General features: G+C 70.4%; 14 protein-coding genes. 3 read left to right on the top strand and 11 right to left on the bottom strand.

Annotation, left to right across the window (positions count from 1 at the left end):
* Positions 1 to 139: 139 nt before the first annotated feature.
* The gene (locus OG555_RS28905) at positions 140 to 850 is read right to left on the bottom strand and encodes a TetR/AcrR family transcriptional regulator (RefSeq protein WP_329475697.1); all 711 of its coding nucleotides are present in this window, start codon (positions 848 to 850) and stop codon (positions 140 to 142) included.
* Between the two features lie 97 nt (positions 851 to 947).
* Here OG555_RS28905 and OG555_RS28900 point away from each other — a divergent pair, with 97 nt between their 5' ends.
* On the top strand, positions 948 to 2,435 hold the full coding sequence (locus OG555_RS28900) for a DHA2 family efflux MFS transporter permease subunit (RefSeq protein WP_329475696.1): 1,488 nt from the start codon (positions 948 to 950) through the stop codon (positions 2,433 to 2,435).
* Positions 2,436 to 2,492: 57 nt separating this feature from the next.
* On the opposite strand, the gene OG555_RS28895 is transcribed toward OG555_RS28900, so the two are convergent.
* Entirely contained in the window at positions 2,493 to 2,849 is a 357-nt protein-coding gene (locus OG555_RS28895) for a HesB/IscA family protein (protein ID WP_328521926.1), read from the bottom strand.
* Positions 2,850 to 3,003: 154 nt separating this feature from the next.
* Positions 3,004 to 4,341, bottom strand: coding sequence for a glycerate kinase family protein (locus OG555_RS28890; RefSeq protein ID WP_329475695.1), 1,338 nt, complete (start codon positions 4,339 to 4,341; stop codon positions 3,004 to 3,006).
* Positions 4,342 to 4,404: 63 nt separating this feature from the next.
* On the opposite strand from OG555_RS28890, the gene OG555_RS28885 reads away from it, so the two are divergent.
* Positions 4,405 to 4,806 carry a VOC family protein gene (locus tag OG555_RS28885; protein WP_329475694.1) on the top strand — a complete coding sequence of 134 codons (402 nt, stop codon included), beginning with the start codon at positions 4,405 to 4,407 and terminating at the stop codon, positions 4,804 to 4,806.
* A 187-nt stretch (positions 4,807 to 4,993) separates the two neighbouring features.
* Complete coding sequence (locus tag OG555_RS42985; RefSeq protein WP_405072228.1) at positions 4,994 to 5,137, top strand: NUDIX domain-containing protein; 144 nt, start codon at positions 4,994 to 4,996, stop codon at positions 5,135 to 5,137.
* Here OG555_RS42985 and OG555_RS28880 read toward each other — a convergent pair.
* The 8 genes from OG555_RS28880 to OG555_RS28845 form a co-directional block, all read right to left on the bottom strand.
* A complete protein-coding gene (locus tag OG555_RS28880; RefSeq protein ID WP_329475693.1) occupies positions 5,109 to 5,936 on the bottom strand; it encodes an SRPBCC family protein in 828 nt (275 codons plus the stop codon). The two genes, OG555_RS42985 and OG555_RS28880, sit on opposite strands and share 29 nt — an antisense overlap.
* On the bottom strand, positions 5,933 to 6,787 hold the full coding sequence (locus OG555_RS28875) for an FAD binding domain-containing protein (RefSeq protein WP_329475692.1): 855 nt from the start codon (positions 6,785 to 6,787) through the stop codon (positions 5,933 to 5,935). Before OG555_RS28875 ends, OG555_RS28880 begins: the two co-directional genes overlap by 4 nt.
* Positions 6,784 to 9,168, bottom strand: a complete 2,385-nt coding sequence (locus tag OG555_RS28870; RefSeq protein WP_329475691.1) for a xanthine dehydrogenase family protein molybdopterin-binding subunit — start codon at positions 9,166 to 9,168, stop codon at positions 6,784 to 6,786. The genes OG555_RS28875 and OG555_RS28870 overlap by 4 nt, the downstream gene beginning before the upstream one ends.
* A complete protein-coding gene (locus tag OG555_RS28865; protein WP_328521933.1) occupies positions 9,165 to 9,635 on the bottom strand; it encodes a (2Fe-2S)-binding protein in 471 nt (156 codons plus the stop codon). The genes OG555_RS28870 and OG555_RS28865 overlap by 4 nt, the downstream gene beginning before the upstream one ends.
* A 76-nt stretch (positions 9,636 to 9,711) precedes the next feature.
* Complete coding sequence (locus OG555_RS28860; RefSeq protein ID WP_329475690.1) at positions 9,712 to 10,833, bottom strand: XdhC/CoxI family protein; 1,122 nt, start codon at positions 10,831 to 10,833, stop codon at positions 9,712 to 9,714.
* Positions 10,826 to 11,917 carry a vWA domain-containing protein gene (locus tag OG555_RS28855; RefSeq protein ID WP_329475689.1) on the bottom strand — a complete coding sequence of 364 codons (1,092 nt, stop codon included), beginning with the start codon at positions 11,915 to 11,917 and terminating at the stop codon, positions 10,826 to 10,828. The genes OG555_RS28860 and OG555_RS28855 overlap by 8 nt, the downstream gene beginning before the upstream one ends.
* 6 nt (positions 11,918 to 11,923) lie before the next feature.
* Positions 11,924 to 12,799 carry an AAA family ATPase gene (locus OG555_RS28850; protein ID WP_329475688.1) on the bottom strand — a complete coding sequence of 292 codons (876 nt, stop codon included), beginning with the start codon at positions 12,797 to 12,799 and terminating at the stop codon, positions 11,924 to 11,926.
* 39 nt (positions 12,800 to 12,838) lie between these two features.
* Positions 12,839 to 13,516 (bottom strand): nucleotidyltransferase family protein, encoded by a 678-nt coding sequence (locus tag OG555_RS28845; protein ID WP_329475687.1) that lies wholly within the window; start codon positions 13,514 to 13,516, stop codon positions 12,839 to 12,841.
* Between the last annotated feature and the right edge of the window lie 78 nt (positions 13,517 to 13,594).

Below are 13,594 nucleotides of genomic sequence, written 5' to 3'. Positions count from 1 at the left end.
AGACCTCGGCGAATAGGTAGACCCAGCCAAGGCGCGGCCGCAGCGCGGGGCTGGGAGCGCGGCTCCTTCGGCGAGGGCGGGCAGGGAGCCGGGAGACGCTGGACGCGGCGCAGGCTGGGGGCGCGGGCTGGGGGCGGGGTTATGGGGTTTCGGCTAGGGCGGCTAGGCCGGCGACTATGACGGTGAGGCCGAACTCGAAGCGGGCGTCGGTGGTGGCGCCGGAGGTGAGGGGGCCGGCGAGGGCGATGGTCAGGGGGTAGCGGTCGGCGGGGAGGGAGGCGAAGAAGTTGCGGAGGCCGGCGACGAAGCCTTCGACGTCTGCTTCGGTCCAGCCGGCGGCTCCCTGCACGCTCTCCTCGAAGGCGATCGCCGTGACGTAGAGCGGGATCAGGTCGACGGCCCAGGCGGCGGCCTGGTCGGGGAGGTTGCCGGCCTTGAGGATGCCGAGGATCCGTTCGGTGCTGAGCAGGGCCCGCTCCCCCAGCGGTACCTGCCCGATCGCGGCTCGGGCGACGCCCGGGTTCGCCCGCATCACCCGGAGCAGTTCACGCATCGCGTCCTTCAGTTGCTCCTGCCAGCGCTCCGGATCCGGCGTCTCCGGGAGCTTCATGTCCTGCGCCGCGCGGTCGACCAGCAGCTGATCGAGCTCCTTCTTGTTCGCGACGTGCGCGTAGAGCGACGCAGGTCCGGTCCCGAGCGCCGAGGCGACCTTGCGCATGGACACGGCCTCGTACCCCTGCTCGACCAGCACCCGCATGGCCGCGTCGACGATCCGTTCCCGGGTCAGCGGCGTTCGGGCCGCGCGGACGGGCTTCTCGGGACTGATCGGCTGCCACGGCGACTGGGTCATGGCCCCACTGTAGCGAACACCGTACTTGACAGGAACACTGTTCGCGCGTAGAACAGTGTTCGTCAACGAACACCGTTCGCAATCCCAGGAGCCACCGATGAGCACCTCGACCGCCACCTCCTCGGCCAACCCGGCCACGCCTGCCACCCGGGCCAACCCAGCCGCCCAACCACCGACCGGCTCCGCGAGTACGCCGTACCGCTGGCGCTGGCTCGTCCTCGCGACCGTGCTGATCGCCGAGATCATGGACCTGGTCGACGCGACGATCGTCAACATCGCGGCGCCGTCGATCCGGGCCGAGCTGGGCGGGTCGGAGTCGGCGATGCAGTGGATGCTGGCCGGGTACACGCTGGCGTTCGCGATCGGGCTGATCAGCTTCGGCCGGCTCGGCGACCTGGTCGGCCGGCGGCGGCTCTTCCTGATCGGCGCCGTCGGGTTCACCGTCGCCTCCGCGATCTGCGGATTGTCGACAAGCCCTGAGCTACTGATCGGCAGCCGGGTGGCGCAGGGTCTGCTCGGCGCGGTGATGATCCCGCAGGGCTTCGCGATCCTGAAGGCGGTCTTCCCGGCGGACGAGATCGGCAAGGCGTTCGCGATGTTCGGCCCGGTGATGGGTCTGTCGGCGGTGGCCGGCCCGATCATCGCCGGTGCCCTGATCGACGCGAACTGGTTCGACGCCGGCTGGCGGATGATCTTCTTCATCAACGTCCCGATCGGCATCGCGGCCCTGGTCGGCGCGCTCCGGTTCATGCCCGAGGTGAAGACGCCGGGCGCGTCCCGGCTCGACGCGGCCGGTGTGATCCTGGTCAGCCTCGCGTCCGGTCTGCTGATCTACCCGCTGGTCCAGGGCCGCGAGCTCGGCTGGCCGTTGTGGACGATCCTGATGATGGCCGCATCGGTGCCGACGTTCCTCCTGTTCGGCCGGCGTGAGCGCCGGTCCGGCAACCCGGTGATCGACCCGTCCCTGTTCCGCAACCGCGGGTACGTCGCCGGCCTCGGCGTGATCACCACGTTCTTCCTGGCGATGTCCGGCTTCATGCTGGTCTTCAACCTGTTCACCCAGCTCGGACTGCACTACAGTCCGCTGAAGGCCGGCCTCGCGATGGTGCCGTTCTCGCTCGGGATCGCGATCGGCGCGCCGCTGTCCGGCGGCCTGCTCGCTCCGAAGCTCGGGCGGAAGGCGCTACAGCTGGGCGTCGCGGTGATGACGCTGGCGATGGGCGGTGTCTGGTTCACCCTGCACACGTACGGCGATGCGACCACGATCTGGAATCTGGTGCCGGCGACCCTCGCCACCGGGATCGGTGCCGGCCTGGTGTTCGCGCCGCTGTTCGACATCATCCTGGCATCGATCGACGACCAGGCCGCGGGCTCGGCGTCCGGCGTACTGACCGCCATGCAGCAGTTCGGCGGCGCGATCGGAGTCGCGGTGATCGGCACGATCTTCTTCCAGCTGCTGCCGGCGCACGCGTTCCTCGGCGCCACCAAGACAGCTGTGCTGGTCGCGATCGGGATGTTCCTGATCAGCCTCGCGGTCACCTGGCTGCTGCCGAAGCGCGCCCGCGAAGGAGCCTCGGCGCACTGATCCGGGCGTGACGAAGCCCCGCTCGCCTAGTGTGGCGAGCGGGGCTTCGGCGGTAGATCAGTTGAACGAATCGCCGCAGGCGCAGGAGCCGGTGGCGTTCGGGTTGTCGATCGTGAAGCCCTGCTTCTCGATGGTGTCGACGAAGTCGATCGAGGCGCCCTTCAGGTACGGCGCGCTCATCCGGTCCGTCACGACGTTCACGCCACCGAAGCCGGCGACCACGTCGCCGTCGAGCTGACGCTCGTCGAAGAACAGCTGGTACCGCAGGCCGGAGCAACCACCCGGCTGCACGGCGACCCGCAGCGCGAGGTCGTCGCGACCTTCCTGCTCGAGCAGCGCCTTCACCTTGGCGGCGGCCCCGTCGGTGAGGATCACACCCGTGGCGACGGCCTGCTCGGTCTGCGCTTCAGTCATTCCTGACTCCAGTCATCTCGTGAGCGCCCGGCTGCGTGGCAGGCAGCCGTGCGCGGAAAGTCCGCTGTCATTCCGCACCAACAAGCGCCGATCCGGAACCATTCCCATGGTCGCACACCAATTTCCAGGATCAACTACCCCGGTCACAGGCTGGTCAGCGAGCCCAGGTGCGGGCAACACGCTCCGCAACCGCCGCGAGCGATCCGTGTGCATCCGCGAAGGCCCGCTCCTCGCCGACCAGGTCCACCAAGGAGTACGCCGACTCGACGCCCATCGTGCGCATCTCGCGGGCCCCGATGAGGACCTTGCCGGCCAGTACGACGCATGGCCGCATGGCGTCGTTGGCCACCTTCGCGACCCCGGCGATCACCTTGCCGTCGCGGGACTGGAAATCGAACGCACCCTCGCCGCTGAGCACCAGGTCCACCCGCGACGCCTTCTCCTTCAGCCCGGTCAGCTCCGCGACCAGGTCGATCCCGGACACCCGCTCGGCGCCCAGCAGCAGCAGCGCGTACCCGAGGCCGCCCGCGGCGCCGGCGCCCTTCTTGTCCGCGGTCTTCCGGTCGGCCAGCTCGGCGAAGTGGGTCAGCCACCCGTCGACCTGGGGCTTGCGGTCGTCGGTGATCCCCTTCTGGGTGCCGAAGATGTTGGTGGCGCCACGGAGCCCGAGCATCGGGTTCTCGACGTCACTCGCCGCGACGAACTCGATCCCCGCCATCCGCGCCCGAGCCGGCTCCAGGTCCACCGAGGTCAACCCGGCGAGCCCGGCAGCCCCGGCGTCCAGCCGACCACTCGACGCACCCGCCCCCGAATCACCGCCGGTCAGCTGGCCACCATCGGCCGCCTGACCACCGCCGGTCGCTTGACCACCGCCGGCCGCTTGACCACCGCCGGCCGCCCGACCAGCATCGGCCGCTTGACCATCATCGGCCGCCTGATCACCGCCGGTCGCCCGACCGTCGCCGGTCGCTTGACCACCGTCGGGCGTCTGATCACCGCCGGGCATCTGATCACCGTCGGGCGTCTGATGACCGCTGGTTGCCGTTGCGCCGAGGGCGGCGAGTAGTCCGGCGCCGGCGTCGTTCGTGCCCGAGCCGCCGAGTCCGAGGATGATCCGCTTCGCCCCGGCGTCGACCGCGGCCGCGATCAGCTGACCCACGCCGTACGTCGTCGCGTCCTCGGGCCGGCGCAGCTTCGGCTCCACCAGGTGCAATCCGCACGCCTGCGCGGTCTCGACGTACGCCGTTTCGCCCGCGAGCAGCACCGTCGCCGGGGTGTCGTCGCCGAGCGGTCCGCGAACGGTGACCGACAGCAGCGTCCCGCCGACGACCGCCGAGAGTACGTCGATGAACCCAGGCCCGCCGTCCGCCATCGGCGCCACCAGCACCTCGGCCTCCGGATCCCGCCGCCGCCACCCTTCCTCGATGGCCGCGGCCGCCTCCACGGCCGTCAACGTGCCCGCGAACTTGTCCGGCGCAATCAGCACTCGCATGCCGCCATCCTCTCCTACCCCCGATCGTTGACGGGCCCGGTGGTCGACAGTTGGATCGTCGACATGAAGACGATCCTCTTCGCGTTCCGCGTCAGTGACCTAGAGCGGTCGCTCGCCTTCTACCGGGCCGTGGGCTACACCGAGCTCGGCACCGTGCCGTTCGACGACGGGTCCAGCCTCGTCTGGCTGAAGCTCCCCGATGAACACGCCGTGTCGCTCGAGCTCGTGCACCGGCCGGCCGACGGGTCGATCGAGACCGGCGGCTTCGAGCACTTCGCGATCGAGGTCGACTCACTCAGCGCCACCATCGACCACCTGACCGCCGCCGGCCTAGAGCCGGCGCCGCCAGAACTCCCCGGTGGCCCCGAGGGCCCCAAGACCTCCTGGCTCACAGACCCCGACGGCTACCGCATCGAGCTGGTCGAGTGGCCACCCGGCGGCCCACCCGTCCCCGACCAGTTCTGATCGGCCGATCTTCGGAAAGGAATCGTCACCCAGTGGCAGCAATGTTCCGGAAATGAGCAATGGTGCCGCACCGGCCACTGTCGCAGCATGGCTGACGACCCTCCGCGGTGCCCAGGTCCACGAGGCATGAGTACAGCGAGCGGGTCGGGCGGACCGCTTCGCTGAGGTTGGGGCGGCCGCGGCAGTGATGGATGGAGATCGGCTGCTGCTGACTCGGCGGAGCGACAACGGTGAGTGGTGTCTGCCGGGTGGTGGAGTCGCTCCGGGCGAACGGCCGGCTGAGGGCGACCCTCGCCCGCCCGTCAGCGGCGGAGTAGTCGGCGGAGAATGAGGGCTACGATCGCGCCGATGATGTACGGGCGGGCTCGGCGGGCCAGCACGGGGAGCAGTGTTGTCCCGAGGTTGAGCGACACTTCCGCGACGGTCTCTGATTCAGACTCCGTGCCTGTGCGGGAGGCGGTCGAGGTGTCCGCGGGCGACGGGGGCCGGTCAGGCGAGGTGGCGCCCGCGGCCGACGCTGCACCTCCAACTGACACTGCACCTCCGGCTGACGTGGTGCCTTCGGGTGACGTGGCTGCGTCAGCTGACGGTGCCGGCCCGGCCTGAGCGGCCGGCGAGGTCGGCTCAGCCGCGGGTGCGGCGGCAACCGAGGCTGCCGGGCCCGTGGAAGGCGCCGCCTCGACTGGGGCTTCCAGTTTGGTGACCAGGCACGCGATGAAGTCGTCGAGGAGTTTGTTGGAGACCTCCTGGATCAGGCCGCGGCCGAACTGGGCCGGCCGGCCGGTGATGGTGAGGTCGGTGGCGACGGTGACCTCCGTGGACGTCGGCCCGGACGCGGTGAGGTACGTGGTGACCTTCGCGATCGCCGTACCGTTGCCGCGCCGGTCCTTGCCCTTGGCCTCGATCACCGCGTGGTGATCCGCCGGATCGCGCTCGGCGAAGGCGCCGTTGCCGGTGTACTGCAACGAGATCGGTCCGAGCTTCACCTTGACCGAGCCGGTGAACTCGTTGCCGTCGTACGACGTCAGGGTGGCGCCGGGGAAACACGGCACCACCCGTTCGAGGTCGTTGAACGCGGCCCAGGTCTGCTCGATCGGAGCCGGTACGACGAACTTGTGCTCCAGCCTCATCCGGTACCTGCCGCAGCCAGGACCGCCCGCCGGGTGAGCACCGTCGCCAGGTGCCGCCGATAGTCCGCATCACCATTGATGTCGGTCACCGGCGACGTCCCCTCCGCGGCCCGGGCAGCGGCCTCGCGCACCGCTTCGGCTGTCGCGGGCCGGCCGATCAGCGCATCCTCGACCGCGCTCGCCCGGATCGGCGTCGACCCCATGTTGCCGAGCGCAACGCGCGCCTCCGCGATCGAGTCACCCTCCAGCCGGACGGCCGCCGCGACGGACACGATCGACCACGCCTGGGCGACCCGGTTGAACTTCTCGTAGTGCGCTCCCCAACCGGTGTACTTCGGCACCCGGATCTCGACCAGCAGTTCGTCCTCGGCGAGCGCCGTACTGAACACTCCCTGGAAGAAGTCCGCCGCGGCCACCGTGCGCCGACCGTCCGGCCCGGCGATCACGAACGACGCGTCGAGTGCGACCGCCACCGCGGGAAGATCACCGGCTGGATCGGCATGGGCGAGCGAGCCGCCGAACGTGCCGCGGTGCCGAATCTGCGGGTCGCCGACCGTTGCCGTCGCCAACGAAATCAACCGGGCATGCTCGCCGACCAGCGGATCGGACTCCACCGTACTGTGCGGTGTCATCGCGCCGAGGACCAGCGCGTCCCCGTCGTCGCGGATGCCCCGCAGCTCGTCGATCTTGCCGAGGTCGACGATCGTCTCCGGCGCCGCCAGCCGCAACCGCAGCACCGGCGTCAGGCTCTGCCCACCGGCCAGTACCTTCGCGTCGGAGTGCTCACGCAGCAAGGCCACTGCCTCGTCCACCGACGTCGGGCTGAAGTACTCGAACGCCGCGGGAATCATGACCGGGCTCCTTCCTGCAACGCCTTCCACACGCGGTACGGCGTACATGGCATCGGAACGTCCGTCACACCGAGGTGCCGGACCGCGTCGACAATCGCATTGACGACCGCCGGCGTGGACGCGATCGTGCCGGCCTCGCCGACACCCTTCACACCCAGCTGGTTCGTCGTCGCCGGAGTCTCCGTGCGTGCCGTCTCGAACCTCGGCAGGTCGGGCGCACCCGGCAGCAGATACTGGTCGAACGACCCGGTGACCAGCGTGCCCGAATCGTCGTGCACCGCCTCCTCGAACAGCGCCTGCGCGATGCCTTGCGCCAGACCGCCGTGCACCTGCCCCTCGACGATCAGAGGATTGACCACGACTCCTACGTCGTCGACGCTCACGTAGGACCGGATGGTCGTCGCCCCGGTCTCGGTGTCGACCTCGACAGCGCAGAGGTGGGTGCCGTGCGGGAACGAGAAGTCGTCCGGGTCGAGCGTCGCCTCGGCGTCCAGGCAACCTTCCGCCGAACCGTCCAGCTTGTGCCCCTGGAAGACCGCGAACGCGAGCTCGGCCATCGTCATCCCCGACTCGGTGCCGCGGACGCCGTACCGGCCGGCCGTGAACTCGAGGTCGTCGACATTGGCCTCGAGCAGCTGGGCCGCGATCGGCTTCGCCTTCTCGATCACCCTGTCGGCCGCGGCGAGCACCGCCATCCCGCCGACCGACAGCGAGCGGGAGCCGTAGGTGTCCAGGCCGCGCGGGGCGACCTGCGTGTCACCGTGCAGGACCTCGATGTCCTCGAACGCGACGCCGAGCCGGTCGGCGACCAGCTGGCTCCACGCGGTCTCGTGCCCCTGGCCGTGCGGGCTGGTCCCGGTGATCACTTCGACCTTCCCGGTCGGCAGCATCCGGACCGCCGCGTGCTCCCAGCCGCCGCCGACGTACCCCATCGAGCCGAGCCAGCGCGACGGCGCCAGCCCGCACATCTCGGTGTACGTCGAGATGCCGATGCCGAGCTGGACCGGGTCGCCGGCCTCGCGCCGCTTCAGTTGCTCCGCGCGCAGCTCGTCGTACCCGAAGAGTTCCTTGGCCTTCGCGGTCGCCGCCTCGTAGTTGCCGGAGTCGTAGCGCAGCCCGGACACCGTCGAGAACGGGAACTCCTCGTGCTTGATCCAGTTCCGCTCGCGGATCTCCAGCGGGTCGGCGCCGACCCGGACCGCGAGCTCGTCCATCAGCCGCTCGATCGCGAACGTCGCCTCCGGCCGCCCGGCGCCCCGGTAGGCGTCGGTCCAGGTCGTGTTGGTGAAGACGTTGGTGATGCCGAGGCGGTACGACGGGAACTTGTAGATGCCGTTGTACATGAAGGCCCCGAGCAGCGGGATCGCCGAGGTGACCAGGCCGAGGTACGCGCCCATGTTCGCGATCAGGTCGACCTTGAGGCCGGTCACCGTGCCGTCGGCGTTCGCGGCCAGCGTGAGCTTCTGCCACTGGTCCCGGCCGTGGTGCGCCGCCATCAGCGACTCGGACCTGGTTTCGTTGTATTTACAGGGCTTTCCGGTGTGACGCGCCGCGATGACCGTAAGCACTTCCTCCGGCGTGAACTGGAGCTTGCCGCCGAAGCCACCGCCGACGTCCGGCGCGATCACGCGGATCTTGTGCTCCGGGATGCCGAGCACCAGTGCGATGAAGATCTTCACGAAGTGCGGCACCTGGGTCGACGACCAGACCGTCATCTGCTCGGTGGTCGGATCGACGACGATCGAGCGAGGTTCCATGAACGCCGGGATCAGCCGCTGCTGGCGGATCTCCTTCTCGATCACGATCCCGCCGTCACGGGCCGCCGCGATCGCCGCGTCCACGTCGTCACCGGAGCCGGCCTCGGCCGAGTCGTAGGACCAGACCGCAGACACGTTCGTCCCGAGGTCCGGGTGGGCGATCACCTCGTCCGCGGCCGCGGCCCGCAGGTCGAGCGCGGGTGCGAGTTCCTCGTAGTCGACGTCGACCAGATCGGCGGCGTCGTTCGCCTCGGCCGCGTTCCGTGCGATGACCATGGCAACGATCTCGCCGGCGAAGGCGACGTGCTCGACCGCCATCGACGGGTGGACGGGGGCCTTCTGATCGGAGACGACGGCCCACGCGTTCGGCAGGCCGCCTTGCTCGTCGGCGATGTCCGCACCGGTCAGGACGGCGATCACACCGGTGGCAGCGCGGGCCGCCGCGGTGTCGATGGCGGTGATCCGGGCGTGCGCGAACGGGCTCCGGACCATCGCGAGGTGCAGCATGCCGGGCAGGACGATGTTGTCGGTCCAGCGGGTCCGGCCGGTGATCAGGCGCGCGTCCTCCTTGCGGCGGCGCGGGTTGCCGATCTCGGTCGCCGGGCGGTCCTCGGTGGTGGTCATCGGCCACCTCCCGCGGCGGCTGCGGCCCGGACGGCCTTCACGATGTTCTGGTAGCCGGTGCAGCGGCAGAGGTTGCCCTCGAGGCCGAGGCGGACCTCGTCCTCGGTGGGATCCGGATTGTCGGCAATCAGATCGATGGATTGCATGATCATGCCGGGTGTGCAGTATCCACACTGCAAGGCATGGTTCTCGTGGAAGGCCTGCTGCATCGGATGCAGCTGCCCGTCGGTCGCGAGGCCCTCGATCGTGGTCACCTCGTGCCCGTCGGCCTGGACGGCGAACAGTGAGCAGGACTTCACGCTCCGCCCGTCCAGGTGCACTGTGCAGGCGCCGCAGTTGCCGGTGTCACAGCCGACCACAGTGCCCGTCTTTCCCAGCTGCTCGCGCAGATAATGCACCAGCAGCGTGCGCGGCTCCACGTCGTCCGTGAAGCTGCTTCCGTCGACCTCGACCGTGATCCGGGTCATTGCCCCGCCTCCAGATGTCAGCAACCGCCGTACGGTTGATCCTGCTCCGCTGTGATCTCGACCACAAGAGATCGGATCAGTGGTGGATGCGGCCCGCGCGTCGCGAGAGCCGGTCGCCGGCGCCGCCCCAGTGCTGGGCGATGATCTCCGCGGCGATGCTGACGGCGGTCTCCTCCGGGGTGCGGGCGCCGAGGTCGAGGCCGATGGGGCTGGCGAGACGGTCCAGCTCGGCGTCGGTCAGACCGGCTTCCCGGAGCCGTTCGAGGCGGTCGTCGTGGGTGCGGCGGGAGCCCATCGCACCGATGTAGGCGACCTCGGGCAGACGCAGCGCGACCTCCAGTAGCGGTACGTCGAACTTCGGGTCGTGGGTGAGCACACAGATCGCGGTCCGGCCGTCGATCCGGCCCGCGGCGGCCTCGGCGGACAGGTAGCGATGCGGCCAGTCGACGATCACCTCGTCGGCGGACGGGAAACGTGAAGCGGTCGCGAAGACTGCCCGTGCGTCGCAGACCGTCACGCGATAGCCGAGGAACGACCCGAGCCGCGCGACCGCGGCCGCGAAGTCGATCGCCCCGAACACCAGCAACCGCGGCACCGGCGCGTACGACGACACGAACACCCGCATCCCCTCGCCTCGCCGCTGCCCGTCCGGCCCGTACTCCAATGTCTCCGTACGGCCGTTCTCCAGCAGTCCGCGAGCGTCGTCGACCACCGCGTCGTCGGCCCGCTCCGACCCGAGACTCCCGTCGACCGGCCGGCCCTCCGGTCTGACCACCAGCCGCCGGCCGACCCGCGCCGGATCCGGATGCGCGACCACGGTCGCCACCGCCACCGGACGCCCGGCAGCGATGTCGCCGGCCACCTCGGCGAGCTCCGGGTACGACGTCCGGTCGATCCGTTCCACGAAGATGTCGATGATCCCGCCGCAGGTGAGGCCTACGGCGAAGGCCGACTCGTCGCTGACGCCGTACCGCTGCAGGACCGGCTCGCCCGAGGCGAGGATCTCCTCACCGAGTTGGTAGACGGCGCCCTCGACGCAGCCGCCCGAGACACTGCCGACGGCTTCCAGGCCGGGGCCGACCAGCATCACCGCACCCGGTTGCCGCGGCGCCGAGTCGAACGTCGCGACGACGGTGCCCACGGCAACCGACTCCCCCGCGTCCCACCAGGTCATCAACCGCTCCAGCACGTCACGCATCGGCGACCACCTCCAGAAGGTCCGCGAAGCTGGCCAGGCTGTGCCCGGCGACGAGGTCGTCGACGTGCGGCAGGACGGCGACGATCCCGGCCTGCACCGGCAGGTACCCGGGCTTGCCCCGATGCGGATTGAGCCAGACCACGCGATGCGCCAGGCCGGCCAGTTGCTCCAGTTGCGCCCCGAGCAGCGCGGCGTCCCCGCGCTCCCATCCGTCGCTGCAGACCACGACGACGGCACGCCGCGCCATCCCCCGCCGGCCCCAGCGGTCCAGGAACACCTTCAGCACCTCGCCAAGGCGGGTACCACCCGACCAGTCCGGTACGACGTCCCCCGCCGCACGGAGCGCGAACTCGACGTCGCGGCGACGCAGCGCCGGGGTCACCCGGGTCAACCGGGTGCCGATGGTGAAGACCTCGACCGAGCGCGGGGCCTGCTGGACCATCGTGTGCGCGAGCCGCAGCAGGCTGTCGGCGTACGGGCGCATCGAGCCGGAGACATCGACCAGTACGACGATGCGGCGCGGGCGGGTGCCGCGCCGGCGGTACTGGACGCGGGCCGGCTCGCCGACCTGTCGCAGCTGGGCCCGGAGCGTCCGCCGCGGGTCGATCTCCCCTCGGTACGACGGGCGTCGCCGCGTCGCACGCCGGACCGGAACTCGCGGCCGGAGCGTTCCGAACAGTCGCGCCAGCTCGGCCCGGTCGCTCGCCGACAGTTCGGCGACATCGCGGTGCCGGAGGACTTCCGTCGTACTCGCGGAGACGTTCACGGTCCGGTCGCTGTCCTCCCCCGCGGCGCCGTCGTCGGCATCGAGTGCGGCCTGCACCGAAGATTGCGGCGTACGGCGGACAACCCCGCCCGACCGCTCTCCGGAGAACCAGGCCGAGAAGACCTCGTCGTACTTGGCCGTATCGTCCGGTCCACTGCAGAGCGCGGCTCGGCCGGACCAGTACACGTCGGCGGTCATGGTCGCATCGAGGGTGGCGACCGCTCGGAGGAAGACGTGGACGCGGTCGGCGGTCACGGCCAGACCCGCGTACCGCAGGGCCGATGCGAAGCCGGCGAGGGCGACATCGGGTGTGGTCATCTCGGCTCAGCTCGCCAGCAACCGGTCGAGCGACGCGCGGACGCGGTCGATGTCCTCGCGGTACTTCAGGACCGCGCCGAGGGTCGCGGCCGCGGTCTCCACGTCGAGGATGTCGGTGCCGAGAGCATCGAGCGCGCGAGCCCAGTCGAGGGTCTCGGCGACGCCGGGCGGCTTGAGCAGGTCGAGTTCACGCATCCGTTGCACCGACCGGGCGACCTGTTCGGCCAGGCGGGCGGACACCTCGGGCAGGCGGGTGCGGACGATCTCCACCTCGCGGGCCAGGCCCGGGTGGTCGATCCAGTGGTAGAGACAACGGCGCTTCAGCGCGTCGTGGACCTCGCGGGTGCGGTTGGAGGTGAGGACGACGATCGGCGGCTCGTCGGCGGTGATCGTCCCGAGCTCGGGGATCGTCACCTCATGCGTCGAGAGCACCTCGAGCAGGAACGCCTCGAACTCGTCGTCGGCGCGGTCGATCTCGTCCACCAGCAGGACGGCGGGACTCTCGCGGAGCGCCCGCAGGACCGGACGGGCGAGCAGGAACCGCTCGTCGAACAGGCTCTTCTCCACCTCTTCGACGACCGCGTCGGAGCTGGTCGCCTCGACCGTGCGCAGATGCAGGATCTGGCGCGGGAAGTCCCAGTCGTAGAGGGCCTGGGACGCGTCGATGCCTTCGTAGCACTGCAACCGGATCAGCTGGACGCCTAGCGCTTCCGCGAGGGCGGCGGCCAGGGAGGTCTTGCCGGTGCCGGGCTCGCCTTCCAGCAGCAGCGGCCGGTGCAGGGCCAGCGCCAGGTACCCGACCGTGGCCAGGCCCTCGCCGGCGAGATACCCAGTCCCCCGCAGACGCTCGGCAAGCTCACTCGCGGAGCCGACGGGGTTCATCTGCCCAGCATCGCCCCCGTCACCCCGGGATGCCAAGGCTCAGCCCGGCCGGTGGCCCTCCGGCAGTTGCCCGACGGTGTCCACGTCCGCACCTTCCGCGAGATCCGAACACTCGATCTCCACCACAGCGTGTTCCTTCAGGTACGCGCGGGCGCCCTGGTCTCCACGGGCCGAGGCGATCACCCCGTCCCAGTGCTCCCGCCCCAGCAAGACCGGATGGCCGGGCCGGCCGCCGTAGACGGCTCGCACCAAGGCACGCCGGCTCCCGGCGGCCGTGATCCGCTGGAGGACGGAGACCGTCAGGCCGGGGACATCGACCGGAACGACGAGCACGCCCTCCGGCCCGGCATCGGCGTCGTAGCCGACAGCGGCGTCCGCGCCGACGGCGTCATCCGAACCCGCGGCGTCATCCGAACCCGCGGGGTCGTCCGAGCCCGCGGCGGCTCCCAGGGCGGTGAGGCCGGTGCGGAGGGAGGCGCCCATGCCTTCCGGCCAGTTCGTTGCCTCGACCACCTCGACCGGCATCCCCGCGAGCTCTGCTCGCACCTGCTCCGCCGCGGCTCCGACGACGACTACGACCGGCGCGCAAGCTGCGTCGTCGAGCAACCGAGCGGCGCGCACCACCCAGGTGACTCCGTCGGGGTCGTGAACCAGCGCCTTGGGGCTGCCCATCCGGCGGCCGGCTCCGGCGGCGAGCACCATTCCTGCGATCTTCACTCTCGGAGGGTAGCGATTTCACAATCTGGGCAGTGATGTGTACCACGCGGCCGTCGGGGTGGGACATGGCACGATGTT

This window comes from Kribbella sp. NBC_01484, assembly GCF_036227145.1.
In the GTDB taxonomy this organism is placed as follows: domain Bacteria; phylum Actinomycetota; class Actinomycetes; order Propionibacteriales; family Kribbellaceae; genus Kribbella.
This window is presented reverse-complemented; position numbering and strand designations above follow the sequence as displayed.